Annotated in this window: 21 protein-coding genes; 11 read left to right on the top strand and 10 right to left on the bottom strand. The window is 73.5% G+C overall.

Annotated features, from left to right (window positions below):
• The first annotated feature begins 34 nt into the window (after positions 1 to 34).
• Positions 35 to 421: a VOC family protein gene (locus ACFY2L_RS25200; protein ID WP_390657626.1), complete on the top strand. Its 387-nt coding sequence runs from the start codon at positions 35 to 37 to the stop codon at positions 419 to 421.
• A 572-nt stretch (positions 422 to 993) separates the two neighbouring features.
• Positions 994 to 1,314: a hypothetical protein gene (locus tag ACFY2L_RS25195; RefSeq protein WP_390823433.1), complete on the top strand. Its 321-nt coding sequence runs from the start codon at positions 994 to 996 to the stop codon at positions 1,312 to 1,314.
• Positions 1,315 to 1,323: 9 nt separating this feature from the next.
• Here the strand turns inward: ACFY2L_RS25195 and ACFY2L_RS25190 are convergent, their stop codons facing one another.
• Positions 1,324 to 1,512: a hypothetical protein gene (locus ACFY2L_RS25190; protein ID WP_390823432.1), complete on the bottom strand. Its 189-nt coding sequence runs from the start codon at positions 1,510 to 1,512 to the stop codon at positions 1,324 to 1,326.
• Positions 1,513 to 2,107: 595 nt separating this feature from the next.
• Here ACFY2L_RS25190 and ACFY2L_RS25185 point away from each other — a divergent pair.
• Positions 2,108 to 3,493 (top strand): MFS transporter, encoded by a 1,386-nt coding sequence (locus ACFY2L_RS25185; protein ID WP_390823431.1) that lies wholly within the window; start codon positions 2,108 to 2,110, stop codon positions 3,491 to 3,493.
• A 73-nt stretch (positions 3,494 to 3,566) separates the two neighbouring features.
• On the opposite strand, the gene ACFY2L_RS25180 is transcribed toward ACFY2L_RS25185, so the two are convergent.
• The 4 genes from ACFY2L_RS25180 to lnt form a co-directional block, all read right to left on the bottom strand.
• Entirely contained in the window at positions 3,567 to 5,492 is a 1,926-nt protein-coding gene (locus ACFY2L_RS25180; RefSeq protein WP_390823430.1) for a helix-turn-helix domain-containing protein, read from the bottom strand.
• A gap of 77 nt (positions 5,493 to 5,569) precedes the next feature.
• On the bottom strand, positions 5,570 to 6,361 hold the full coding sequence (locus tag ACFY2L_RS25175) for a 3-hydroxybutyrate dehydrogenase (RefSeq protein WP_390657621.1): 792 nt from the start codon (positions 6,359 to 6,361) through the stop codon (positions 5,570 to 5,572).
• A gap of 54 nt (positions 6,362 to 6,415) precedes the next feature.
• Entirely contained in the window at positions 6,416 to 6,895 is a 480-nt protein-coding gene (locus ACFY2L_RS25170; protein WP_390657620.1) for an NUDIX domain-containing protein, read from the bottom strand.
• Positions 6,896 to 7,062: 167 nt separating this feature from the next.
• Positions 7,063 to 8,688, bottom strand: coding sequence for an apolipoprotein N-acyltransferase (lnt, locus tag ACFY2L_RS25165; protein ID WP_390823429.1), 1,626 nt, complete (start codon positions 8,686 to 8,688; stop codon positions 7,063 to 7,065).
• Between the two features lie 220 nt (positions 8,689 to 8,908).
• Here lnt and ACFY2L_RS25160 point away from each other — a divergent pair, with 220 nt between their 5' ends.
• Complete coding sequence (locus tag ACFY2L_RS25160; protein ID WP_390823508.1) at positions 8,909 to 9,985, top strand: O-antigen ligase family protein; 1,077 nt, start codon at positions 8,909 to 8,911, stop codon at positions 9,983 to 9,985.
• A 2-nt stretch (positions 9,986 to 9,987) separates the two neighbouring features.
• On the opposite strand, the gene ACFY2L_RS25155 is transcribed toward ACFY2L_RS25160, so the two are convergent.
• Positions 9,988 to 10,566 carry a hypothetical protein gene (locus ACFY2L_RS25155; RefSeq protein WP_390657618.1) on the bottom strand — a complete coding sequence of 193 codons (579 nt, stop codon included), beginning with the start codon at positions 10,564 to 10,566 and terminating at the stop codon, positions 9,988 to 9,990.
• Positions 10,567 to 10,670: 104 nt separating this feature from the next.
• The gene (locus ACFY2L_RS25150; RefSeq protein WP_390657617.1) at positions 10,671 to 11,456 is read right to left on the bottom strand and encodes a glutamate racemase; all 786 of its coding nucleotides are present in this window, start codon (positions 11,454 to 11,456) and stop codon (positions 10,671 to 10,673) included.
• A gap of 39 nt (positions 11,457 to 11,495) precedes the next feature.
• On the opposite strand from ACFY2L_RS25150, the gene ACFY2L_RS25145 reads away from it, so the two are divergent.
• Positions 11,496 to 12,686 carry a glycosyltransferase gene (locus tag ACFY2L_RS25145; RefSeq protein WP_390823507.1) on the top strand — a complete coding sequence of 397 codons (1,191 nt, stop codon included), beginning with the start codon at positions 11,496 to 11,498 and terminating at the stop codon, positions 12,684 to 12,686.
• Between the two features lie 13 nt (positions 12,687 to 12,699).
• On the opposite strand, the gene ACFY2L_RS25140 is transcribed toward ACFY2L_RS25145, so the two are convergent.
• The gene (locus ACFY2L_RS25140) at positions 12,700 to 14,034 is read right to left on the bottom strand and encodes a TerD family protein (RefSeq protein ID WP_390823506.1); all 1,335 of its coding nucleotides are present in this window, start codon (positions 14,032 to 14,034) and stop codon (positions 12,700 to 12,702) included.
• A gap of 296 nt (positions 14,035 to 14,330) precedes the next feature.
• Between ACFY2L_RS25140 and ACFY2L_RS25135 the strand changes: the two genes are divergently transcribed.
• The 4 genes from ACFY2L_RS25135 to ACFY2L_RS25120 all read left to right on the top strand — a co-directional run bounded on the left by ACFY2L_RS25135 (position 14,331) and on the right by ACFY2L_RS25120 (position 18,965).
• Positions 14,331 to 14,759, top strand: coding sequence for a DUF6643 family protein (locus ACFY2L_RS25135; protein WP_390657616.1), 429 nt, complete (start codon positions 14,331 to 14,333; stop codon positions 14,757 to 14,759).
• Between the two features lie 41 nt (positions 14,760 to 14,800).
• Positions 14,801 to 15,625: an MOSC domain-containing protein gene (locus tag ACFY2L_RS25130; protein ID WP_390657615.1), complete on the top strand. Its 825-nt coding sequence runs from the start codon at positions 14,801 to 14,803 to the stop codon at positions 15,623 to 15,625.
• Positions 15,626 to 15,805: 180 nt separating this feature from the next.
• The gene (locus ACFY2L_RS25125) at positions 15,806 to 16,411 is read left to right on the top strand and encodes a hypothetical protein (RefSeq protein ID WP_390657614.1); all 606 of its coding nucleotides are present in this window, start codon (positions 15,806 to 15,808) and stop codon (positions 16,409 to 16,411) included.
• Between the two features lie 115 nt (positions 16,412 to 16,526).
• A complete protein-coding gene (locus ACFY2L_RS25120; protein WP_390657613.1) occupies positions 16,527 to 18,965 on the top strand; it encodes a right-handed parallel beta-helix repeat-containing protein in 2,439 nt (812 codons plus the stop codon).
• Between the two features lie 5 nt (positions 18,966 to 18,970).
• Here ACFY2L_RS25120 and ACFY2L_RS25115 read toward each other — a convergent pair whose 3' ends face one another.
• Complete coding sequence (locus tag ACFY2L_RS25115) at positions 18,971 to 21,742, bottom strand: hypothetical protein (protein WP_390823428.1); 2,772 nt, start codon at positions 21,740 to 21,742, stop codon at positions 18,971 to 18,973.
• A gap of 262 nt (positions 21,743 to 22,004) precedes the next feature.
• Between ACFY2L_RS25115 and ACFY2L_RS25110 the strand changes: the two genes are divergently transcribed.
• Positions 22,005 to 22,835: a DeoR/GlpR family DNA-binding transcription regulator gene (locus tag ACFY2L_RS25110; protein WP_390657611.1), complete on the top strand. Its 831-nt coding sequence runs from the start codon at positions 22,005 to 22,007 to the stop codon at positions 22,833 to 22,835.
• 52 nt (positions 22,836 to 22,887) lie between these two features.
• Positions 22,888 to 23,364, top strand: a complete 477-nt coding sequence (locus ACFY2L_RS25105; protein ID WP_390657610.1) for an SRPBCC family protein — start codon at positions 22,888 to 22,890, stop codon at positions 23,362 to 23,364.
• 39 nt (positions 23,365 to 23,403) lie between these two features.
• On the opposite strand, the gene ACFY2L_RS25100 is transcribed toward ACFY2L_RS25105, so the two are convergent.
• Complete coding sequence (locus ACFY2L_RS25100) at positions 23,404 to 24,528, bottom strand: PLP-dependent cysteine synthase family protein (protein WP_390823427.1); 1,125 nt, start codon at positions 24,526 to 24,528, stop codon at positions 23,404 to 23,406.
• Between the last annotated feature and the right edge of the window lie 116 nt (positions 24,529 to 24,644).

Raw genomic sequence — 24,644 nt, 5'->3', positions numbered from 1 at the left:
GAATCTGTCCTGGTCCCGTCGTAGCGTCCTCTCCATGAGCACGGGAAACACCTCCGCACCCACGTTCCGTTACGCGGCGGTCACCTTCGACTGCCCCGATCCCGCCGCAATGGCCCGCTTCTACGGCGAGGCCCTCGGCCTGCCCGTCGTCTTCTCCACCGACGACTTCGTCCTGCTCGGCCAGGAGGGCGCGGCGGGTCTGGGATTCAACCGGCTGTCCGACTACCGCCGGCCCACCTGGCCGGACCCGGCGCAGGAGAAGCAGGCCCACATCGAAGTGGGCGTCGACGACTTGGACGCCGCCCAGGCCCGGCTCCTCGCTCTGGGGGCCGTCAGACCTGAACACCAGCCGGACCCCGACCGGTGGCGGGTCCTGCTGGACCCGGCAGGCCACCCGTTCTGCATCTCCACCCTGGTCTGATCACGACCTGCGAACCGATGACTCCGAGCGCGCACCCGGACAGGGACGGCGCATCCGCGCTGTCCCGCCGGGGGCACAGCAGGGTCGCCCGGACCCCGGCCGAACTACTCGCGCTGCACGGCATCACCGTCAACGCTCTGCAGGCGCCGGGCGAAGGCCTGTTGCCCGCGAGGCCGGCCACAGGGCGAGGGAGTGCGGACGCAGTACTGCCGGAGCGGAACCTCGCGTACGCCGGCGCGGTGAAGGTACCTGCCGACGGCCACAGAGAACGGATCCAGGACGGGTTCCTCATCCCCCCGCAAGGAGCTTGGCTGGTACGGCCAGCTGCTCGCGCGCACTGGAGCCGCGGGCCGGCTGGCCTTCGCCGGAGCCGGCACCGAGATCGCCCAGTATCCGACCGACAAGCAGGGCCACAAACACTACAAGCAGCAGACCTTCGCCGGTTCGTCCAGCGTCAAGCTGCGCCTGGCCCTGAAGCCGCATCGTGATCCGGGCGATATCCCGCCGGGCTGGTACCACGGACCCGCCGGTGTGAGGGTTGCTGGCACTCGCTACCGATCTTGAGGTCTGTCATGTCAGGTCTGCCGTTTGTCGCCCCCTTGATGGTGCTGGCCTCCCTGCTCTGGGCGATGCCGCCCCTCCTGTATCCCCGGCGGCGCCGGGCGGGCGTCACCATCGCCGTCTCGCACCTCATCGTGACGCTGGCGATCACCCGGCCCTGGACCGAGGACTGGTACTGGCACGACGGAGCATGGCTGACGCTCGTCTTCGGGCACGGCACGCTCATCGCGCTGGCAAGACTGGGCTTCGAACTCAGCCCACTCGGCTCCCGTCGCCGTCGTACGGCCTTCCGCCTCCCGGCCCGCGACGAAACCATGCGCCTGGAGGCATAAGAGCAACGTTCAAAGGCGTCGGCGCATGCCTTCGCCGACCTCGCCGACGGCGACCGGCAGCGCGGCGGAGGCCGCGCACGCCGCGAGGGAGGTGGGCTGGTCCAGGGCCTTGCCCAGGAGCCACAGGGCGAGGGCCAGCAGCACCCACCAGGCGGTGACCGACCAGATGAAGCGCCACCGGCGGCGTGTGTCCGTCACAATGCCGCCTTCGAGGCCCGAAGGGTCGCGCCGGCCGCCACAGCGAATCCGGCAACTGCTGCCACGCCAGCGATAGTCGTTGCCGCCAGGGTGATCGCGGGTGGGGCGTCGGCAAGGCAGGGGGTCGTGTTGGGCGGGGCTGCGGCCCACAGGCAGACCAGCGCCCAGCCGCGCGGGCGTGCCTGCGCCAGGCGGGCGTGCAGGCGGTGCGGCATTCGGCCGGTCAGCAGGGCCGGCCCGGCCGGGGGCAGGGTGAGGGAGAAGACGGCGAGTCCGGTCCAGTGCCAGGTCGCGGGCGCAGGGGCTCCTGTCGTCGGGTCGGGGCGTGGTGGGGTCGGCTGTGGCGGCCGGCGGCAGCCATGACCAGGCCGGTTGTCAGCACGGCAAGGCCGGTGACCAGGACGGGTGAGCCGGGGCCGGGCAAGAGGTGCAGGGCGGTCCCGGCCGCGAGACGCCTTTCCATGAGCCGGCATGGTGGCCGCACGCATAGCCGACCCTCGAACTATGTTGCCCCGCCACATGTGCGCCTGACCTGCAGATTCCTACGGTGTGGCGACACGCAAACGTCCCCGTCACACCCCAGGAAGTGGTGCCGATGTCGTCGCCCGCAACCCCTCCACCAGCCCAGAACAACCTCAAGCGCATCGTCGCCGCCAGCCTCATCGGCACCACCATCGAGTGGTACGACTTCTTCCTCTACGGCTCCGCCGCCGCGCTCGTCTTCAACAAGCTGTTCTTCCCGGAGTCCGAACCGCTGGTCGGCACGCTGCTGTCCTTCCTGACGTACGCCGTCGGATTCGCGGCGCGGCCGCTGGGGGCGCTGGTCTTCGGGCACTACGGTGACCGGCTCGGCCGCAAGAGGCTGCTGGTGCTGAGTCTGCTGCTGATGGGCGGGGCGACCTTCGCGATCGGGCTGCTGCCGACGCACGCGACCGTCGGGGCCGCCGCGCCCGTGCTGCTGACGGTGCTGCGGCTGGTGCAGGGCTTCGCGCTGGGCGGTGAGTGGGGCGGGGCCGTGCTGCTGGTGTCCGAGCACGGGGACGCGCGGCGGCGCGGGTTCTGGGCCTCGTGGCCGCAGACCGGCGCGCCGGCGGGGCAGTTGCTGGCGACGGGTGTGCTGTCGCTGCTGACCGCCCTGCTGTCGGACGCGGCCTTCGGCTCCTGGGGCTGGCGGATCCCGTTCCTGCTCTCGGGTGTGCTGGTCGTCGTGGGTCTGTGGATTCGTCTGTCCGTCGATGAATCGCCCGTCTTCCGGCAGGCGTTGGCGCAGGCCGAGGCCCGCAAGGCCGCCCGGGTGGCGGACGCGGAGAAGATGCCGCTCGTCGCGGTGCTGCGTCACCACTGGCGGGACGTGCTGGTCGCGATGGGGGCGCGCATGGCGGAGAACATCTCCTACTACGTCATCACCGCCTTCATCCTCGTCTACGCCACCACCTCGGCCGGGGTCTCCAAGCAGACGGCGCTGAACGCCGTGCTCATCGGCTCCGCCGTGCACTTCGCGGTCATCCCCGCCTGGGGCGCGCTGTCGGACCGGGTCGGACGGCGGCCGGTGTACCTGCTGGGCGCCGTCGGGATCGGGCTGTGGATGTTCCCGTTCTTCGCGCTCGTCGACACCGGTGACTTCGGCGGCCTCCTCCTCGCCGTGACCGTGGGCCTGGTGCTGCACGGCGCGATGTACGCGCCCCAGGCCGCCTTCTTCTCCGAGATGTTCGCGACCCGGATGCGGTACTCCGGCGCCTCCATCGGTGCCCAGTTCGCCTCGGTCGCGGCAGGTGCCCCGGCCCCGCTCATCGCCACCGCCCTGCTGGCCGACTACGGCAGTTCCACGCCGATCGCCCTGTACGTGATCGCCGCCGCCCTGCTGACGGTCGCCGCCGTGGGAGCGGCCAAGGAGACCCGCCATCGGGATCTGGCCGAGGTCGGGCCCTCGCCCGAAGCCGACCACGCGCCGGCCCCCGCTCCGGACGCGCGCGCCGTCTGATCCCGGGCTCCTGTCCGGTCCCGGTCCCGAGCCCGATTCCGGTCCCGCCGGCCCCCGCACCCGCGTGCGGGGGTCAGGGCGCGGGGAGCGTCAACCGGCGCAGTCTCAGGGCGAGTTGTATCTCCAGCGCCCGGGCGGGGCTGTGCCAGTCGTCGCCCAGGAGGCGGCCGACCCGTTCCAGGCGCTGGGCCACGGTGTTCACATGGACGTGGAGTTCGTCCTTGGTGCGGGCCGGGCTCATACCGCAGGCGAAGTAGGCGTCGAGGGTGCGCAGCAGGTCGGTGCCGCGCCGTTCGTCGTACGCGGCCACCCGGCCGATGGTGCGGTCCACGAAGCCCGTCACGTCCCGTTCGCCGCCGAGGAGCAGGCCCAGGAAGCCGAAGTCCTCGGCGGCCGCGCCGTCTCCGGAGCGGCCCAGCAGCCGGAGGGCGTCCAGACAGCGGCGTCCCTCCTCGTACCCGGTGGCCACGGCGTCCGGGTGGGCGGTGAGGTCCCGGACGGGCGCGGAGGCGCCGACGGTGACCGCCTCGTGGACGGCGGTTCCCAGGTGCCGGGCGGTGCGGCGGGCCACGTCGGTGGCGGTGTCCCCCGGGTCCAGGGGAAGCAGCAGGACGGTGCCGCCGTCACGGGCGGCGGCCAGGCCGTGCCGGGTCGCCGCGAGGTGGGAGGCGGCGGACCACAGACGCCGGCGGGCGTCCGCCTCCTGGCCGGCGTCGGGCGCGGTGCCGTCCAGCCGCGCGGCGAGCACGACGTGGGTGGCGTCGAGGTCGGCGCGCAGCCGGGAGGCCCGTTCGCGCAGCAGGCGGGGATCACGGTCGCGGGCGTCGAGCAGATCGTCCAGCAGTTCGCCGCGGACGCGCTGTTCGGCCTCGGCCGCGGAGCGCCTGGCCAGGAGCAGCAGCGAGGTGACCATCGCGGCACGTTCCAGGGTGCGCTGGTCGACGGGGTCGAGGCCGGGGTGGCCCCGCAGCACCAGCGCACCGAGCAGTTCGCCGCCGGCGGCCACCGCCGCGATCCAGTCGTCCGCGTGCCGTACGGCGTGGCCTTCGGCGCGGGAGGCCTCCAGGGCCCGGGCCGGTGCGGTCTCCGTGAACGCGACCGTGCCGTCGAGCACCTCGGACACCGCGGCGGCCACGTCGTGCACCCCGCCACCGCGCAGTACGAGTTCGGCGAGCCGGTCGTGGACGTCGGAGGCGCGCTCGATGACCGCGCTGCGGTCCCGGATGATCTCGTTGGCGCGCTCGAGGCCGGCCAGGGCCGAGCGGGTCTCGGTCAGCAGGTTGGCCGTGTCGATCGCGGCCGCCGCCAGCGCGGCGAAGGAGCCGAGGAGCGCGATCTGCTCCCGTTCGAAGACCCGGGCGCGCCGGTCGGCGGCGAACAGCACCCCGATGACGTCCTGCCCCAGCGCCAGCGGCACCCCGAGGATCGCGACCAGGCCCTCGTCGCGCACGCCCGCGTCGATGGCCGTCGTGTGGCGGAAGCGGTCGTCGCGGAAGTAGTCGTCGGTGACATAGGGGCGGGCGGTCTGGGCGACCAGGCCGCCGAGCCCCTCCCCCATGCCGAGGCGGAGTTGCTGGAAGCGGGCCGCGACCGACCCCTCGGTGACCCGCATGTAGGTGTCGCCCCGGGCCGGGTCGTGCAGGCTGAGGTAGGCGACGTCGGTGCCGAGGAGTGAGCGGGCGCGCTGCACGATCGCCCGCAGGACCGCGTCCACGTCACGCAGACCGGCCAGGTCGTGGGCCGTTTCGAAGAGTGCGGACAGCTCGGCCTCCCGGCGGCGCCGGCCCTCCAGTTCCGCCCGGACGCGCAGCGCCAGCAGCTTGGCCCGCTCCAGCGCCGCGATCCGCTCCGCGGGCAGTCCCCCGGCGCGGGCGAGCAGCACCGGCCGCTCGTACGCCTCGGCGTCCGCTCCCCGGGCGAGCAGTTCGAGGAACGGCGCGTCGGCGTCGTGGGCGGTGTCGAGGGCGGTCGTGGTGCCCTCCGGTTGATCACGGGACATGCTCACAGGATTCCCCATCACCGGCTCGCCCCGTCAGGCCTGTGGAAAACGTCGGAGCACCGGCACCGAACACGCGTTCAGTGCGCGGTCCAGCCGCCGTCGAGGACCAGTGAGGTGCCCGTGACGAAGGACGCCCGCGGCCCGCACAGATAGGCGACCGCCTCGGCGACCTCCTCCGGTTCGATGAGCCGTTTGACGGCGCTGTCGCGCAGCAGCACCTCGGCGGGCACGCGTTCCTCGGGGATGCCGTGCGCCCGCGCCTGGTCGGCGATCTGCCGCTGCACGAGCGGGGTGCGTACGTAGGCGGGGTTCACGCAGTTGGAGGTGACGCCGTGGGAGGCGCCTTCGAGAGCGGTCGTCTTGGACAGGCCCTCCAGCCCGTGCTTGGCGGCCACGTACGCCGACTTGTAGGCGGAGGCGCGCAGGCCGTGGACGGAGGACACGTTGACGACACGGCCCCAGCCCTGCCCGTACATGTGGGGCAGGGCGCCTCGGATGAGCCGGAACGGCGCCTCCAGCATCACGGTGAGGACCGTGTGGAAGACGTCCGGGGGGAACTCCTCCAGGGGGCTGACGTGCTGCAGTCCGGCGTTGTTGACCAGGACGTCGGTGCCGGCGGCGGCGAGTTCGGCCGCGTCCAGGTCGGTGAGGTCCAGGACGTGCGGTTCGATCGCGCCCGGCAGACCGGCCGCGCTCCCGGCGAGTTCCTCCAGGCCCGCGGGGTCCCGGTCGACCGCCCGGACCTTGGCTCCCGCGGCCGCCAGCCGCAGCGCGCAGGCGCGGCCGATGCCGCCGGCGGCGCCGGTGACGAGGGCGGTGCGACCACCGAGGTCGAGCGAGGGGGCGAGGGCTGCGGGAGGCGTGGTCATGACTGGACCCTAGGCAGCGGGCCGCTCCCACCCCATGTGGGCAGCCCCCACAGTTCAGTCGGAAAGCGTGGTCTCGAACCACGTGGGTTCGTCGGAGAGCGCCTGCTTGATGCGGAAGAGCTGTCCTTCGCGCATCGGCGGCAGGCCGTCCACGTCGAACCAGCCGACCTCGACGGACTCGTCGTCGTTGACCCGTGCCTCGCCGCCGACCGCCCGGCAGCGCAGGGTGACGTCCATGAACTGGCACTTGTCGCCATTGGGGTACTCGACCTGCCGCCCGGAGCGGATGAGGACGACACGTTCGGGCACACAGAGCACCCCCGTCTCCTCCTCCACCTCCCGCACGGCGCACTCCGCCGGCTGCTCGCCGGGGTCCGGGATGCCCGTGATCACGGTCCACTGGCCGTTGTCCGCCCGCCGCCCCAGCAGCACCCGTCCCTCGTCGTCGAAGACGACGGCGCTGACGCCGGGAAGCCAGAGCAACTGGTGGCCCGCGGAGGCCCGGATCTCGGTGATGAAGTCAGGAGTCGGCATGGACCGACCCTAACGGCCGTACGAAGCGGCGACCCGCGGCGCGGGCCCGGACGGCTCCCCCGCGTGTCGCCGAGCCGCCCCGAGCCGGTCGGCCGCAGAGCACCCGGTCGCCGAGCCGCCCCGAGCCGGTCGCGCGCACAGCACCCGGTCGGCGAGACGAGCGCGGGTCAGAGAGACGCGTCCGGAGCGGTCGCGCTCCGCCGGGCGCGTACTCCCGCGGCCGTGGCCCAGCCCAGACCGCCGGCCGCGACGAGCAGCAGGGCGATCTCCGGGAGGATGCCGAGCCGGGTCGCGGGCGTCTCCGAGGACCGCAGCGGCACCTTCTGCACCAGGGAGTCCGCGACGAACATGCCGGTCTTCTGGGTGATCCTCCCGTCCGGCATGATGATCGCGCTGACGCCGCTGGTGACGGGCACCGTCACCGTGCGGCTGTGCTCGACGGCGCGCACCCGGGACATGGCGAGCTGCTGGTAGGTCATCTCGCTGCGGTCGAAGGTGGCGTTGTTGCTCGGCACGGAGATCATCTGGGCGCCGTCGGTGACCTCGGAGCGGACGGCCCAGTCGAACGCGGCCTCGTAGCAGGTGACCAGGCCCACCTTGGCGTCGTCCATGGTGAACACGCCCGGCTCGGTGCCCCGGCTGAAGTCCTGGTGGACCATCGACGTCCACTGGCTGTTGATCGCGCCGATGAGCGAGCGCAGCGGCAGGTACTCGCCGAACGGCTGGATCTGCCGCTTGTCGTACGTCTGGGTGGGGCCCTTCACCGGGTCCCAGAGGATCTGCTCGTTGTAGAGCTTGCCGTCCCGCTCGACGACCCCGCCGACCGAGATGGGGACACCGATGGCCTTGGCGGCCTTGTCGATGACGGCGGCCGCGTCCTCGTAGGCGAACGGGTCGATGTCGGAGGAGTTCTCGGGCCACAGCACGAAGTCGGGCTTGGCCTTCTCGCCCGCCTTGACCTCGGCGGCCAGCCGTTCCGTCTCGCGCGCGTGGTAGTCGAGGACGGCCCGGCGCTGGGAGTTGAAGTCCAGGCCGAGGCGGGGGACGTTGCCCTGGATGACGGCGACCGTCGCGGTCCCGTCCTCAGCCTTGTCGGTCACCAGGGAACGCGCGGCCAGCGCCGCCGCGAAGGGCACGGTCAGGCTGAGCAGCGCGACCGCGGCGGCCGACCTGCGCACCTCGCCCGTGCGCCGCCGGTCGAGGACGAGGCGGACGACGTCGTAGAGGCCGAAACCGCCGAGGACGACCGCGAAGCCGAGGACGGGGGTGCCGCCGAGGGCGGCCAGCGGCAGGAAGACACCGTCCGCCTGGCCGAAGGCGACCTTGCCCCAGGGGAAGCCGCGGAAGGGTACGCGCGCGCGGGCCGCCTCGCCGGCGATCCACAGGGCCGCCGCCCACACCGGCCAGGCCGGCAGCTTCGAGACCTTGGCGACACCGACCGCGACCAGGGCGACGAAGACCGCCTCGATGGCCACCAGGGCGAGCCAGGGGCCGGGGCCGACCTCGACGCCGGTCCACACGAGGAGCGGCAGCAGGAAACCCAGGCCGAAGAGGTAGCCGAGGCCGAGGGCGGCCTTCCAGCTGCGGCCGCGCAGCACCCACCCGAACACGGCGAAGGCCGGCAGGGCCAGCCACCACAGCGTGCGCGGCGGGAAGCTGACGTAGAGCAGCACTCCGGCGAGCGCCGCCGCGGCGGCGGGGAGGAGGCGCAGGAGCCGCGCGCGGCGCGAAACCGGCGCGGCCTGGGGCTCCAGCTGGTCGGGCTGGCCCACGGAAGTTGCGGTGACGGTCACTCGGGGAGTGTACGGCGGGTGACCTTTTGGCCGACAGCACGGTCCACGCGGGCCGCACCGGACGGCCCGCGTCTGCCGCGCGACCCCGGCACGAGACATCCACAAACCGCCCATCAGCCGTTACGGTGTGCCAGAGCTCCGCTCGCACAGGCGTCCGGAGTGGCACAGACGGGGGCGACCGGGTTCGGAGGGTCGGGTGGGGTCCACGGGTTCCACGGGGATGACGTCGGCGGCCGGGACGGATGCCGACGGAGAGAGACGAAACGTTTCCGACGTCACGGGGGTGGCCGTACTGGGGGCCTGCGCCGCCTGGTCGCTGGTCACCGCGGCGGTGCACGGCGGACGGCCCGAGGGTGTGCTGCTCGCGGTGCTGGCCGTGGCCGCCGGGTACGCGGTGGGCCGGATCTGCGGGGTGCTGCTGCCGGTGGCCGCGCCCGGTGCCGCGGCGCTGACCGGGCTCGTCCTGACGGTGGCCCTGCCGCGCCTGGCGCCGGGGCCCGAGATCGACGCGCCGCTCGGCCACGCGGGTGCCACGGCCGCGGTGCTGACGCTGTCGGCGGGTGCGGCGTGCTGCGCCGCCTGGGCGACGTCCGTGCCCGTGCTGCGGCTCGGCCTGTGGCTGCTGGCCTGCAGTGCCGTGGTCGCGGGTGCCCTGCTGGGTTCGGCCACGGCGGTCGTGACCTGCTGTGCCGTCCTGTTGTGCTCGCTGGCCGCGGGCCGGATGCGCCACCGGGGGCCGGCCCTCTCCGGCCTGGCCGTGTCCACGGCCCTGCTGACCGGTCTGACCTGGGCGGTCGCCGGGAACGCCCTGCCCTCCGGACTCGCCGCGTCGCTGGAGGACCAGCTCACGTCCCGCCGGATCGGCCTGTGGCGTGACGCCCTGCGGCTGGCGCGCGGCGACGGTGGTCTCGGCGTGGGACCGGGCCGGTTCGGGGAGCTGAGTGCCACGGCGGCGCAGTCGACCCTGTCCGACGGCAAGCCGCACTCGGCGCCGCTGCAGCTGGCGGCGGAGCAGGGCGTACCCGGGGTGCTGCTGCTCGGCGCGGCCTTCTGCTGGGTGCTGTTCGCGCTGTGGCGCGCGCCTCGGCCCACGCCGGTCGTCCTCACGGCGGGTGCCGCGCTCACCGCTCTCGCGGCGCTCACCGCCGTCGGCAACGCGCTGAGCTTCACCACGGTGTCGGTCGGCGCGGGCCTTCTGGCCGGCCTGGCGACGGCCCGGCCGCTCGCCGAGGTGCCGCCGTCCGAGGCACCGGCCGTGCCGGACCGGGAGCGCCACCGCGACCGGCGGACCGTCTGAGGTCAGTGCGCCGAGCCGGGCGTCCGCTCGCGCAGCCGGTCCCTGATCGCCTGTACGGCGGACTCGGCGTCGTCCACGGTGATCGTGAACGTATGGCCGTCCCACAGCCGCAGCACGACGCCCTCGCCGCGCCGTACGACGACGGCGGTGCCCTTCTCCGGCCGCCAGCGGTAGCCCCAGCCGCCCCAGTGGCGCGGGGTGACGTGCGGTTCGTACTCGGCGCCCGCGACATGGGCGAGCGGGATGTGGCGGCGCGGTACGCCGATGTGGCCGCAGCGCACCTCCAGCGAGTCCTTGTCGAGCTTCAGGTCGACGTGGACGAAGGCCAGGGTGCCGAAGAGGACCAGCAGGCCGGCGGCGATGCAGCCGACGACGGACATGACGAGGGGGGCGGTGCCGGACGTCCAGGCGGAGTCGACGGCGAGCTCGATGCCGAGCGCCATGCAGGCGGCGCCGACCAGCGCGAGCAGCCACTGGAACCGGTTGGTGGCGCGGCCGGTCCACACATCGGAATGCGGGGTGTCCTCGTCGGAGTGCGGGGTGTCCTCGCCCTGGGGGTGAACGTGGGAGTGGTCCCTCATATACACGAGGTTACTCAGGTTTCGCTGCGCGGGTAGGGCGTCGCGCAGGGTGACTGGGCCGAGCGGACGGGCCGGGAACGCGGCCTACCGCCGGTGACCGTCGGTCACTGAACGGGGCTGACGGCCTGGAGCAGCCTGCCTTCCGCGTAGGCGAGCGCGGGCTGCGGGAGGCCGCCCTCGCGGCCGCTGAGCAGGACGGTGACGGAGCCGAGGCCGGCCGTCTCGGGCTCGGGGCGGGCGCCGATGCGCCGCAGGGCCTGGGCGGCGACGGCGCCGGCCGAGCCGTGCAGGACGAGCGGCGGCCGGCCGGGGCGCTGCACCGCGGCGCGGATGCGGTCGGCGACCAGCTCGTAGTGGGTGCAGCCCAGGACGACGGTCGTCACGTCGTCGGGGGTCAGCGCGGCGGCCGCGGCGACAGCGGTGGTGATCGCCGCCTCGTCGGCGTGCTCCACGGCCTCGGCCAGGCCCCAGCAGGGCACCTCGGCGACCGTGACGCCGTCGGCGAAGTCCTCGATGAGTCCGCGCTGGTAGGGGCTGCCGGTGGTGGCGGGGGTGGCCCAGATCGCGACGGGACCGCCGCCGGCCGCGGCCGGCTTGATCGCGGGGACGGTGCCGATCACCGGGATGCCCGGTTCGAGCCGGGCGCGCAGGGTGGGCAGGGCGTGCACGGTCGCCGTGTTGCAGCCGACGATGAGGGCCTCGGGCCCGTGGACGGCGGCGGCCTCGGCGACGGCGAGGGCGCGCGCGGTGAGATCCTGCGGGGTGCGCGGACCCCAGGGCATGCCGTCGGGGTCGAGGGAGAGCACGAGATCGGCGTCGGGTCGCAGGCGCCGTACCGCGGCGGTGGCCGCCAGCAGGCCGATTCCGGAGTCCATGAGCGCGATCTTCACCCGGCCACCATAGACGATGTGCCCCTGCGGCCCGGCCGGGTGGGGCAGACTGCGCGGGTGAGCGCCGTCGTGTGGATCGCCGCCGTGTCCCTGGCCGCGTGGCTGTGGCTGTTGCTCTGTCAGGGCTTCTTCTGGCGCACGGACGTGCGGCTGCCGGCCCGGAGGGATCCGGCCGTGTGGCCGTCGGTGTGCGTCGTGGTCCCCGCCCGCGACGAGGCGGCGGTGCTGCCCGCGAGCCTGCCGTCGCTGCTCGCGCAGGACTATCCGGGGCGGGCGGAGATCTTCCTCGTCGACGACGGCAGCTCGGACGGCACCGGGGAGCTGGCCCGCGCGCTCGCGCGGCGGCACGGCGGGCTGCCGTTGACCGTCGGCTCGCCGGGTGAGCCGCCCGCGGGCTGGACCGGGAAGCTGTGGGCGGTACGGCACGGCATCGCTCTGGCACGCGCGCGTGAGCCCGAATACCTCCTCCTGACGGACGCGGACATCGCGCACGCGCCGGGCAGCCTGCGGGAGCTGGTGGCGGCGGCGCGCACCGGCGGCTTCGACGTGGTCTCGCAGATGGCACGGCTGCGGGTGGAGAGCCTGTGGGAGCGACTGGTCGTGCCGGCCTTCGTCTACTTCTTCGCGCAGCTGTATCCGTTCCGCCGGATCGGGCGGCGGGGGGCTCGGACGGCGGCGGCGGGCGGCTGCGTCCTGCTGCGCGCGGAGGCGGCCGAGCGGGCGCGGATCCCGGACGCCATCCGGCACGCCGTCATCGACGACGTGGCGCTCGCGCGCGCGGTGAAGGGCGCGGGTGGTCACGTGTGGCTGGGGCTGGCCGACCGGGTGGACAGCGTGCGCCCCTACCCGCGGCTGCACGACCTGTGGCGGATGGTCTCGCGCAGCGCCTACGCGCAACTGCGCCACAACCCGCTGCTGCTGGCCGGTACGGTGCTGGGCCTCGCGCTGGTCTATCTGGTGCCGCCGCTGGCCCTGCTGACCGGGCTCGTCGCGGGCGGTACGGCCACGGCGGTGCTCGGCGGCCTCGCGTGGCTGGTGATGACGGGGACGTACCTGCCGATGCTCCGTTACTACCGGCAGCCGCTGTGGCTCGCGCCCCTGCTGCCGTTCACCGCGCTCCTCTATCTCCTGATGACGGTGGATTCGGCGGTGCAGCACCACCGGGGGCGGGGCGCGGCCTGGAAGGGCCGCACCTACGCCCGTCCGGACGCCGTGACCGAGGAGGGCTGAGTCCCCGAGGCGACTACTTGCGGCCCGGGGTCCAGTTCATGCCCCACCCGTAGGCGTGGTCGACGGTCCGCTGCGGACTGACCCCGCGCTCCGGCACGAGATAGCGGGCCTCGCGCCGGACGATCAGGTCGCCGCCGTTGTTGGTGATCAGGGCGAGGGCGCACACGGTGGAGGGGACGGTGCACTCGTCCAGGGAGAAGTCGACCGGGGCGCCGAACTGGGGGTGCAGGGTGACCGTGGCGTGCAGGTCGGCGAAGGAGCGGGCACCTTCGTAGACGGTCACGAACACGAGGATGCGCCGGAAGTCGTTCGTGTGGTCGAGGTTGATGGTGAGGTTCTCGCCGCCGTCGAGGGCCCCCGTGCGGTCGTCGCCGTCGAGGTGGATGTACGGCGGCCGGTGCAGGGCGCCGAAGGCGTTGCCGAGGGCCTGGACGACGCCCTTGCGGCCGTCGGCGAGTTCGAACAGGGCGCACAGATCGAGGTCGAGGTCGTTGTGGAGCGCGACCGCGCGACCGCGTTTGCCGCTCCACCCCGAGAACTGCTTGCGCACCTCCCAGTTGAGGTTCACGCGCATGACGCCCGAGGTGCCGCCCTGTTTGGTGAGCGACACCGCGGGGGCGGCCTTGGTGAGCGTCACCTTGGTCAGCCGGACCGGCGTGGCGGGCGGGGCGGGCGGCGGGGGCGGCGGGGTGTGGTGGACGGGCGGCGGCACGGTGACCGGCAGGGCGGGCATGGTCGGCTGGGCGGACAGGGGCGGCGGGGGCGGTGCCTGGGGCACCGGCGGAGGAACCGGGGCGGCCCGGGGAACCGGCGGTGGCGCCGCGTGCTGCGGCTCGTCCACGGTGATGCCGAAGTCCGTGGCCAGCCCTTCCAGGCCGCTGCCGTACCCCTGCCCGACGGCACGGAACTTCCACGAGCCCTGACGGCGGTAGAACTCGCCCAGCACGAAGGCCGTCTCCACCGTGGCTCCGGTGCTGTCGAAGCGCGCGGCGACGGTGTCCCGCGCCGCATCCCGCACCTCGATGTAGAGGCCGGGCAGCTGGGCGAAGGTGCCGCCGTCGGACGAGGCGGCGAGGACGATCGTCTCGATCGCGGGCTCGACGCGCGCGAGGTCGACGACGAGGGTGTCGGTCACCCGGTCGCCGGTGGCGCGCTTGCCCTCGTGGCGGACCGCCCCGGAGGAGTGCGCCGGCTGGTTGTAGAAGACGAAGTCCGCGTCCGAGCGGACCTTTCCGCCCGCGAGCAGCAGTGCCGAGGCGTCCGCGTCGGGCACCCCCGGTCCCGGGCGCCAGCCCAGTTCGACCCGTAGCGCCGTCGTCGGCACCGGCGTGTTGGAACCTTTCGGCATCGACATGTCCGCCCCCCTCGCGTCTCCGTCCACCGGGCCGGGCCCGGGACCTTTCGGGTTGTCTGCGGCTCAACCTATTCCCGGGGACGGGGAAGGCCCAGAAGGAGCGCGGGGACCCACGTCACCGACCCGCCGGTAACCCCCTCGGAACTCGGCTTTTACACGATCACAGCGGCCTCCGCCGCCCCTTTTTGCCGAGTTCGCTCGCATTGGGGATCCGAGGTCACGGCGGACACGGAAAACAACCCTCTTATCGGTCTCCCCAACCAGCACATCGTGGGCTTACCTTATGTGCCATGACCTCCCCCCGCTCCACCTATGGCGGTTACTACTCCGCCTTCCCGGACACCCCGATCTATGACTCGCTCGTGGCCGAGCGGGGCACCCCGCAGATCGCCCCGATCCGGGTCCCCGCCGCCTACGACATGCCGAGCAGCAGCGGCCTGCCCGCGCTGCCGTCGGCGCTGCCCGCCCTCCCGGCGGCCCCGGTCCAGGCGTCCTACGGCTATCCGCAGGCGCAGCAGCCCGCGCCGCTGCAGCAGGCGCCCGCGGCCTACATCCCGCCGCAGGCGACCGCACCGCGCGGCTACCCGGGTCCGCAGCCCCAGCAGCCGCGACCGGCCGCACCGGGCATGGGCTACGAGGCGATGCGCCCCGCCGCTCCCCGGCCGGCCGCGCCCCAGTACCAGGATCCGTACAACAACCAGCAGTACCGCGGCTACTGAGCCGGCCCGGGGCTGTCACTGCCACCTGGCAGGATGACCCCATGGGGAATGCGGAACTGCTGTCGATTCACATCCATCCGGTCAAGGCGTTCCGGGGCCAGGCGCCCCGGGAGGCCGTCGTGGAGCCCTGGGGGCTGGCCGGAGACCGACGCTGGGCGCTGATCGACGACGGGGGAAAGGTCGTCACGCAACGCCAGCAACCGCGCCTCGCACTGGCCGCCGCCGAGCTTCTGCCCGGCGGCGGCCTCCGGTTGTCCGCGCCCGGAATGGAGCCGCTGACCGTGGCGGTGCCCGATCCGGTGAGCACGGTCTCGCTGGACATCTTCGGCGACAAGGTGGAGGGGGTCCTCGCCGACGGCGCGGCGCACGACTGGTGCGGCGCCTATCTCGGCGCCCGCATACGTCTGGTGCACATGGACGACCCCGCGACCCGCCGGCCCGTCGATCCGGAGTACGCGCTGCCCGGCGAGACCGTCACCTTCGCGGACGGCTATCCGCTGCTGGTCACCACCGTCGCCTCGCTCGACGCCCTCAACTCCCTGATCGCCGAAGGGGACCACGCCGCCGACGGCCCGTTGCCGATGAACCGTTTCCGGCCGAACGTGGTCGTGGCGGGCACCGAACCCTGGGCCGAGGACGGCTGGTCGCGCCTGGAGATCGGCGAGGTCGCCTTCCGCGTCGCCAAGACGTGCGGCCGGTGCGTGGTGACGACCACCGACCAGGCCACCGCCGGACGCGGCAGGGAACCCCTGCACACGCTGGGCCGTCACCGCCGCATCGGCGGCAAGCTGGTGTTCGGACAGAACCTGGTGCCCCTCACCCGCGGGACCGTCCGGGTGGGCGATCCGGTCCGTGTGATCGAGTAGATCCGGCCGCGTTCGGCGAGGACGCCGGATGCGGGAACCGCCCCCGGGTGATGAAGCGTTGGACGTCATGAGAAGTTCATGAGAGGTCCCGGCGCGGGTGATTTCGCTCTCTCTTGGTCCGGACTCGCGCGTGAACGGCTCCGGCGGGGGTTATCACGGAGCGGGAAGGGGGTGCGGACAGTGCGAGCGATCGGTGGCATCTGGCGCTGGCGGCACAATCCGCTGTGCCGCGGGACGGATCTGGCCGAGGCATGGGTGGCGCTGTCGGCGCTGCTGCTGATCCTTCTCGTCGCGCCGGTCGTGGGCTCCCTGACCGGCACCCTCGCCCAGGACGCCCTGCAGCGGTCGGTCCGCGAGCAGCGGCAGTCCCGCCACGAGGTCACGGCCACCGTCGTACGGAAGGTGGACGGCGCGCCGCTGGAGGCCGACCCCGAGGCGGCCTCCGGGCGCGACGCCCGCAGCCGGGTCCTCGCCGACTGGACCGCCCCGGACGGCACCGTCCGGCACGGCACGGTCCTCGCGAGCCTGAAGACCCCGCACCGCGGCGACCACTTCGCGATATGGACGGACGCCCACGGCCGTCTGGTGGCCCGTCCGCTGGACTCCGCCACCGCGACGACACACGCGGTGCTCGCCGGATTCGGCGCGGCTCTGCTGACCGCCGGCGCGGTCGAGGGCGCGCGGCGGCTGATCGTCTGGCGCATGGTCCGCCGCCGGTACGCCCGTTGGGACCAGGCCTGGGACCGCGCGGGCCCGGACTGGGGCCGTACCGGTACCGGCAGCTGACCTCGTTCGGTCAGTGGTCAACCCATCGCCCGCGCGCACGCTACGGTGGTCCGGCCGGATGGTGCATGATTCGGCATCAAACCCGCGTACGACGAGGTGGGGGCACAGCAACGCCATGGCACAGGGCACGGTCCAGGTGACGCACACCGGCACTTCGAGGTGGCGGCGCCGCACGGGTGAGTACGCATCGCTCGCCGCCGCCCTGGAGGCCGCGGCCGAGGGCGACGTCCTCACCATCGCTCCCGGCACCTACCGGGAGAACCTCGTCGTGCAGCGGTCGGTGACCCTGCGCGGCCCGGAGGGCTCCCCCGGGTCCGTGCGGATCGCGCCCACGGACGGGGTGCCGTTGACGGTGCGCGCGTCGGCGGTGGTGCAGGACCTGCACGTGGAGGGCCAGGACGCGGCCGCGCCGGCGGTGCTCGTCGAGGACGGCACGCCGGAACTGCTGGACCTGCGGATCGTCACGCGGTCCGCCGCGGGCATCGAGGTGCGCGGCAGTGCCCGTCCGACGGTCCGGCGGTGCACGGTCGACAATCCCGCGGGCATCGGCATCGCCGTGGTCGACGGCGGTGGCGGTGTCTTCGAGGAGTGCGAGGTCGTCGCGGCCGGGCAGGCGGGCGTCGCGGTACGCGGGGGCGCGCATCCGCGCCTCGAGCGCTGCCGGGTGCATCACGCCTCCGGTACCGGTCTGAGCGCCACCGGCGACAACTCCGGCCTGGAAGCGGTGGGTTGTGAGATCTACGAGGTGCGCGGCAGCGGGGTGCACATCACCGCACGGGCCACCGCCCACCTCACGGACTGCGCCGTGCACCGCACCACCGCCGACGGCGTCACGCTCGACACGGACGCGGTGCTCACGCTGGCCGACTGCCGTATCCACGACATCCCGGAGAACGCGATCGATCTGCGCTCCCGCTCCGTCCTGACGCTGACGCGGACGACGGTGCGTCAGTTCGGGCGCAACGGGCTGTCGGTGTGGGACCCGGGCACCCGGGTGGACGCCAACCAGTGCGAGATCTTCGACAGCACCGGCGACTATCCGGCCGTCTGGGTCAGCGACGGCGCCACCGCCGTCCTCGACTCCTGCCGGGTGCACGACGTACCGGACGCGCTGTTCGTCCTCGACCGCGGCTCCCGCGCGGACGTCATCGACAGCGACCTGTCGCAGGTGCGCAACACGGCCGTGTCGGTGAGCGACGGCGCGACCGCCCAGCTCGACGACTGCCGGATCCGGGACGCGGCGACCGGCGCCTGGTTCCGCGACCACGGCAGCGGCGGCACGCTCAACAACTGCACCGTGGAAACCGTCCAGACCGGTGTGATCGTCACCAAGGGCGCCGACCCCACCGTGGAGCGCTGCACGATCGACTCCCCCGCCGAGGCGGGCTTCTACGTCTCCGCGGACGGCCGCGGCAGCTTCCTCGACTGCCGGGTGAACGACAGCGGCGGCTACGGCTTCCACGTGATAGACGGCTGCCGTACGACGCTGCGCAGATGCCGTACCGAGCGCTGCGCGCGCGGCGGGTACGAGTTCGCGGACGCCGGGGCCGACGGAGCGCCCGGTTCGGGGCCCGTGGTCGAGGACTGCGCCAGCGACGAGAGCGCGGGGGTGCGTACTCCGGCCGCGCGGGAAACCGCCGTACAGACGGCCGCCCCGTCGGCGGGGCTGCTCGGTCCGATCCCCGAGCAGCGGGTGACCGTGCCGGAGCCCCCGTCGGGTGTGGCCGAGCCGGAGACGTCGGTGCGGACGTCGAAGGACGTGCTGGGCGAACTCGACGCGCTGGTGGGCCTGGAGAGCGTCAAGCGCGAGGTGCGGGCGCTGACCGACATGATCGAGGTGGGCCGGCGGCGCCTGCGGGCGGGTCTGAAGGCGGCCTCGGTCAAGCGCCACCTGGTCTTCACCGGGTCCCCCGGTACCGGCAAGACGACGGTCGCGCGCCTCTACGGCGAGATCCTCGCCGCCCTGGACGTGCTGGAGAAGGGCCATCTCGTCGAGGTGTCCCGTGTCGATCTCGTCGGAGAGCACATCGGCTCCACCGCCATCCGCACGCAGGAGGCCTTCCAGCGGGCGCACGGCGGTGTGCTGTTCATCGACGAGGCGTACGCGCTGTCGCCGGAGGACGCGGGGCGGGACTTCGGCAAGGAGGCCATCGACACCCTTGTGAAGCTGATGGAGGACCACCGGGACTCCGTGGTCGTGATCGTCGCGGGATACACGGCCGAGATGGAGCGCTTCCTGACGGTCAACCCGGGTGTGGCGTCCCGTTTCTCACGGACCATCACCTTCGGTGACTACGGCCCCGAGGAACTGCTGCGGATCGTGGAGCAGCAGGCCGAGGAGCACGAGTACCGGCTGGCGGCGGGGACCGCGGAGGCCCTGCTGAAGTACTTCACGGAGATCCCCAAGGGCGCCGCCTTCGGCAACGGCCGCACGGCACGCCAGACGTTCGAGGCGATGGTGGAACGGCACGCGAGCCGGGTCGCCCAGCTGGCGGAGCCCAGCACCGACGACCTGACCCTGCTGTACGCGGAGGACCTGCCCGAGCTGCCCTGACCCGGTCAGGCGTGCCGCACGGGCACCTCCGGGTGCAGCCGGGCCAGGAGCCGTCCGCGTTCCTCGGCGAAGGCCGGGTCGGCCTGGTAGTCGGAGTGGCCCAGGATGGGGGCGGGCAGCGGGTGCTCCTCGGTGCGGCCGTACGCCAGGGGGTCCGCGAGGGGTGCGTGGTCCACCTCGGGGCCGCAGTCGTCGCCGGACAGGCGCACCGGGCCGCCGATGGGGTCGGTGAGCCGGTACAGGTTGCGCCAGCAGTCGACGTCCCGGTGGAGGGCGACGAGCGCGGCGGGGCCGAAGTGGGCCGGGAACCAGCGGCCGTAGAGGCGCTCGATCGGGGAGCCGTAGGTGAGCAGGGCGACCCGTCGGCGTTCGGAGGGGCGCAGCTGCCAGGCGGCGGCCGCGGCGAGGGCGCTGCCCTGGGAGTGCCCGGAGATGACGAGGCGGCCGCCGGTGGCCCGGGTCCAGGTGGACATCCGCCAGGTCAGGTCGGGCACCGCGCGCTCGGCGTAGCAGGGCGGCGCGAAGGGGTGGGCGGCACGCGGCCAGAACGTGCCCACGTCCCAGAGGATGCCGATGGTGCGCCGCGCGGAGGCGTCCTTGTAGGCGCGCCTGCCCCAGGTGACGAAGAGGAGGAAGCCCAGGCCGATCAGCCAGGAGCCGAGCGCCTGCCCGGCCTGGGCGGCGCCCTGCACGAAGGGTCCGGCGCCCTGTGCGGCCCGCACCGGCGTCTTCCCGGTGCCGAAGGCTCCGACGAGGGCGCCCGCGCCCAGGAGCAGGGTCGTCGTGGAGGTGACGGCGACGACGAGGGGGCCGCGGTCGGTGAGCGTGGCCATCGACCGCGCGCGGGCGATACGGCCGGTGCGGGCCGGGTCGCCGGGGTCGGCGTCGTACTCCCGGGCCACCGCCACGCGTTCGGCCCGGGTCAGCAGCCAGGTCCGCCGGCCGAGGAGCCCGACCAGCGCGAGCAGGACGAGGAGCAGCACGGGAATCACGGACGCCTGCCAGGTCAGCAGCACCGGCGGGCCGTCGAGGAAGGTCCCGGTGCCGTCCAGCCAGTCCGAGACCCGCTGTGACACGCCGCCGGACATGACCCCGCCCAGGGCGCAGCCCAGCATCGCCACCGCGGGCCCCCCGAGCCCCCTGAGCGCGGCCCGCGCCCCGCCCGGACCACCCGCACCCGCCCGTCCCGCGCTCCCGCCCCCGCCGTCCCCCGGACTCCGCAGACCGGTCCGCGGCTCCGCCCCGGCACCACGCTCCCCTGTCTCGTCCTGGGCGGACCACGCCATGCCCTCGCCACCGGCCTCCCCCGAGCCCGGCGGACCCGGCCGCGCCCCGGCCTTCGCGGGCCCCACTCCCGTGCCGCGCGCAGCCGATGGTGTCTCCGGGTGGGCGTCGCTCTCCCCCGTTTCGCCCGGCGAGAGCCGGGGGCTCGGCAGGGCGGCCGTCTCGGTGGGGGTCTCGGCCGGCAGGGCGATCGCCACGCCGAGGACGTCGACGAGGGTGTCCGGGGCCGGTGGCGTCCGGTGGTGCCTGTCGGGGGCGAGCGGGTCGCCGGAGCCGTGCGTCTGCGGCGGCGCGGCGGTGTCGTGAGAGTCGCGGCGGGGCGCCGGCTCTCCGTCGGGCCCCTTGTGCAGCAGGTGAGCCACGACGGTCAGGGCGATCACCAGCGTCCCCTGGGCCAGGGCGATCCCGCCGAAGGTCGCGTCGCCCGGGAGGCGGCCGGAGGACTGCCAGCCCGGGCGTTCCCAGGCGGCGTACACCAGGGTGAGGGTGAGGAGGACGAGGGCGGTGAGGGGCAGGCGGTGGACCAGCTGGGCGTCGAGACGGCGGTCGAGGCGGTGCTCGCTGCGGCCGCGCCGGCACACCGCCCAGACCACGGCGAGCGCGCCGGCCGCCAGGGACACCTCCAGCAGGCGGCCGAGCGCGTCCAGGACGGGCGGGCCGCCGGGACGGTGGTCCTCGCGTGCCGCCGCCGTGCCGACCGCAGCGGCGACGGTGAGCAGGCCGGCCGCGGTGTGGCCGGCGCGGAGGCGGGCCACGAGGCGACGGCCGTACCAGAAGCCGGGGCGGCTCAGCGCGGTGTGGGCGGGGCCGTTCCGGGGCTCGGGGTCGCGGTCGAGCGGTTCCTGGGACTCGTACGCCCGCCAGGTGCGGTGGGAGAGGTACCAGAGGAGGCCGGTCAGGGCGGTCGGGACCAGGGCCGCGAGGGCGAGACGGCGGCCCGGCGGGCTCCACCAGCCGCCGTGGGAGAGCGTGGGCGAGAGAAAGCCCAGCCAGGAGTGGCGCGCGGCGCACGCGTGCGTGCCCGCACACTGCCAGGCCGTGAGGTCGAGGGCGACCTCGCAGGCCGCGGCGACGAGCAGGACGGTCAGACTGAGGCCCGCGAGCCGAACGAGCAGTCCGTACAGACGGACCGCGCGGGTGCCCTCGCGGGCGGCGGGGCGCATCCAGTGGGCGAGGTTCACGACCATGAACGGCAGCAGCAACAGCCACAGGGCGCGGGTGCCGTTGCCGGAGGTCAGGTTGGACCAGACGTAGGCCTCCGGGACCGGCCGCCCGCCGTGGTCACGGACCGTGGTGGTGGCGTCGGCCGCCGGGGCGTCCGCGTCGGCGTCCTCGGCGCGCCGGTGGACCGCCGCCGTCTCGTCGCCGGTTATCCGCACCGTGCGCGGATCGTTGAGCATCTTCTCGGGCGTGGCGCCGCCCACCCCGTGGACGAGGAGTTCCAGGGCCGCGCTGCCCGCAGAGGAACGTTCCACTGTTCGCACTTCCCCCATGACACGCCGCTTACATGTCTCCGTGCGGGCACAGGATCTCCGCTCCGGAGGGCGTCTACACCTGCGGGCCCGGAATCTCCCCCGTCCGTGTGACCGGCGGAGAGCGTGAACCGTTGATGGCATGCACGCGTCGGGGTGATGGCACACTGCGGGGCCGGTCGTGCGAGGATGGGACGCCCGCGCACCGCGGCCGGGAAGAATACTCTCGTCTCAGCAGGTGAGCGGGCCTGTCGACCCGTTTGAGGAAAGGACCGGAGCGTACGTGAGCGAGAATCAGAACCTCCTCGCGGAGCAGCGCCGCGCCCTGATCCTGGACGAGGTTCGTCGCCGGGGCGGTGTCCGGGTCAACGAGCTGACCCGGAAGCTCGGCGTGTCGGACATGACGGTCCGCCGCGATCTGGACGCGCTGGCCCGGCAGGGCGTGCTGGAGAAGGTGCACGGCGGCGCGGTCCCGGTGGTGGAGGCGAGCACGCACGAGCCGGGTTTCGAGGCGAAGTCGGGGCTGGAGCTGACCGCCAAGGAGGACATCGCGCGGGCCGCCGCGGAGCTGGTCTCCCCGGGCAGCGCGATCGCGCTGTCGGGCGGTACGACGACGTACGCGCTGGCGCACCAGCTGGTGGAGGTGCAGGACCTGACCGTGGTGACGAACTCGGTGCGGGTGGCCGACGTCTTCCACGTGGCGCAGCGCACCTCGGGCCCCCGCCAGGGCGCGGCCACGGTCGTGCTGACCGGCGGGGTGCGCACCCCGTCCGACTCGCTGGTGGGACCGGTCGCCGACCAGGCCATCGCGGCGCTCCATTTCGACCTGCTCTTCCTCGGTGTGCACGGGATATCGGCCGAGGCGGGCCTGTCGACGCCGAACCTGGCGGAGGCCGAGACCAACCGGCGCCTCGTGCAGTCGGCGCGCCGGGTCGTGGTCGTCGCCGACCACACCAAGTGGGGTGTGGTGGGCCTGAGTTCGTTCGCGGCCCTGGAGCAGGTCGACACCCTGGTCACGGACTCCGGACTGCCCGGCGCGGCCCGCGCGGAGATCTCCGAGCATCTGCGTCGGCTGGTGGTGGCCGGGGAGGACGACGCGGGGGAAGACATCTGACGGGGTGACGGCTAGGGTGACGCAACCGTCGAGCGAGGGGGTTGGCGTCGCCATGGTTCGTCGTCTGCGTGCGGAGGGGCTCGACTTCGTGAGGACCGCTCCCGTGCGGCTGGTCTTCTCGCGGGAGGTCTCCGCCTCGCCGGAACGGGTCTTCCACGCGCTGGCCTCGGACGTCTCCGGCTGGGCCGAGTGGTTCCCCGCCGTCACCTCCGTCGAGCCGCTGGACGAAGGGGCGGGGCGGGACGTACGGCTGTGGGGCGGTACCCGGTTCCGGGAGACGGTGCTCGCGGCGAAGGAACCCGAGGTGTACGCCTACCGGGTGGACGTCACCAACGCGCCGGGGGTCCGGGCGCTGGTCGAGGAGTGGCGGCTCGCTCCGGCCGGGGCCGGGACGCGGGTGCGCTGGACGTTCGCCGCGGACGGGCCCGCGCCGGTGCGGGGTGCGCTGCGGCTGGCGAGGCCGGGGCTGGGGCGCTCCTTCCGTGACGCGGTGACCCGGTTGGACCGGCGGCTCACCACACCGTCGTAGCAGGTCACGGCCTCGCGTGGCGCGGCGCTCCCGCCTGGCTCACTCCGGCCACACTCCGGTCGTCAGCAGCGACGTGAGCGCGGCCGTGTAGGGGGCGATGTCCAGGCCCTGTTCGGCCAGCCAGGTGTCGGAGTAGTACTTGTCGAGGTAGCGGTCACCGGGGTCGCACAGCAGGGTGACCACGCTGCCGCGCCGGCCGTCGGCGACCATCTCGGCGGCGAGCTTGAGGGCGCTCCACAGTCCGGTGCCCGTGGAGCCGCCCGCCTTGCGGCCGATCGCCTGCTCCAGGGCCCGTACGGCCGCCACGCTGGCCGCGTCCGGGACCTTCATCATCCGGTCGACGGCGCCCGGCACGAAACTCGGCTCCATGCGCGGCCGGCCGATGCCCTCGATGCGCGAGCCGCAGTCGCAGGTGACGTCCGGATCGCCGGTGGTCCAGCCCTCGAAGAAACAGGAGTTCTCGGGGTCGGCGACGCAGATGCGCGTGTCGCGCTGGGTGTAGTGGACGTAGCGGGCGAGGGTCGCCGAGGTGCCGCCGGTGCCGGCCGTGGCGACGATCCATGCGGGCTCCGGGAACCGCTCCAACTCCAGCTGGCGGAAGATGGATTCGGCGATGTTGTTGTTCCCGCGCCAGTCCGTGGCCCGTTCGGCGTAGGTGAACTGGTCCATGTAGTGGCCGCCGGTGTCCGCCGCGAGGCGGGCCGACTCCTCGTACATCGTGCGGGGGTCGTCGACGAAGTGGCACCGGCCGCCGTGGAACTCGATGAGGCGGATCTTCTCCGCGCTCGTCGTGCGCGGCATGACCGCGATGAAGGGGACGCCGATCAGCTTGGCGAAGTACGCCTCGGACACGGCCGTCGAGCCGCTGGACGCCTCGATCACCGGGCGGTCCGGCCGGATCCAGCCATTGCACAGGGCGTAGAGGAACAGCGAGCGGGCGAGGCGGTGCTTGAGGCTGCCGGTGGGGTGGGTCGACTCGTCCTTGAGGTAGAGGTCGATGCCCCAGCTGTCCGGGAGCGGGAAGCGCAGCAGGTGGGTGTCGGCCGAGCGGTTGGCGTCGGCCTGGACCTTGCGGACGGCTTCTTTCAGCCAGTCACGGTAGAAGGCGTCGCTGCGGTCGACGTCGAGGGTGGCGCCGGTCCGGGTCTGCTGGGGGGTGGTCACGGCAGGAGCTCCTTACACGCTTCACGCCGAGGGCGTCCGGCGCGGTCGGCACACCGATCATAAACACCTTGCGCACCGCTTCTCACCTGCATAAACACCCCTTTGGGGGCCCCAAA

The organism is Streptomyces sp. NPDC001381 (genome assembly GCF_042895685.1).
Classification (GTDB): domain Bacteria; phylum Actinomycetota; class Actinomycetes; order Streptomycetales; family Streptomycetaceae; genus Streptomyces.
The sequence above is the reverse complement of the archived record's forward strand: the minus strand, read 5'-3'. Positions and strand labels throughout refer to the sequence as shown.

Bases quoted from the DNA above. Each gene is read 5' to 3' on its own strand.
- ACFY2L_RS25175 (WP_390657621.1), bottom strand. From the start codon at position 6,361: ATGACCACGCCTCCCGCAGCCCTCGCCCCCTCGCTCGACCTCGGTGGT.
- ACFY2L_RS25180 (WP_390823430.1), bottom strand. From the start codon at position 5,492: ATGTCCCGTGATCAACCGGAGGGCACCACGACCGCCCTCGACACCGCC.
- ACFY2L_RS25140 (WP_390823506.1), bottom strand. From the start codon at position 14,034: ATGCCGAAAGGTTCCAACACGCCGGTGCCGACGACGGCGCTACGGGTC.
- ACFY2L_RS25155 (WP_390657618.1), bottom strand. From the start codon at position 10,566: ATGAGGGACCACTCCCACGTTCACCCCCAGGGCGAGGACACCCCGCAC.
- ACFY2L_RS25120 (WP_390657613.1), top strand. From the start codon at position 16,527: ATGGCACAGGGCACGGTCCAGGTGACGCACACCGGCACTTCGAGGTGG.
- ACFY2L_RS25160 (WP_390823508.1), top strand. From the start codon at position 8,909: ATGACGTCGGCGGCCGGGACGGATGCCGACGGAGAGAGACGAAACGTT.
- ACFY2L_RS25105 (WP_390657610.1), top strand. From the start codon at position 22,888: ATGGTTCGTCGTCTGCGTGCGGAGGGGCTCGACTTCGTGAGGACCGCT.
- ACFY2L_RS25115 (WP_390823428.1), bottom strand. From the start codon at position 21,742: ATGGGGGAAGTGCGAACAGTGGAACGTTCCTCTGCGGGCAGCGCGGCC.
- ACFY2L_RS25135 (WP_390657616.1), top strand. From the start codon at position 14,331: ATGACCTCCCCCCGCTCCACCTATGGCGGTTACTACTCCGCCTTCCCG.
- ACFY2L_RS25200 (WP_390657626.1), top strand. From the start codon at position 35: ATGAGCACGGGAAACACCTCCGCACCCACGTTCCGTTACGCGGCGGTC.
- ACFY2L_RS25195 (WP_390823433.1), top strand. From the start codon at position 994: ATGTCAGGTCTGCCGTTTGTCGCCCCCTTGATGGTGCTGGCCTCCCTG.
- ACFY2L_RS25170 (WP_390657620.1), bottom strand. From the start codon at position 6,895: ATGCCGACTCCTGACTTCATCACCGAGATCCGGGCCTCCGCGGGCCAC.
- ACFY2L_RS25130 (WP_390657615.1), top strand. From the start codon at position 14,801: ATGGGGAATGCGGAACTGCTGTCGATTCACATCCATCCGGTCAAGGCG.
- ACFY2L_RS25185 (WP_390823431.1), top strand. From the start codon at position 2,108: ATGTCGTCGCCCGCAACCCCTCCACCAGCCCAGAACAACCTCAAGCGC.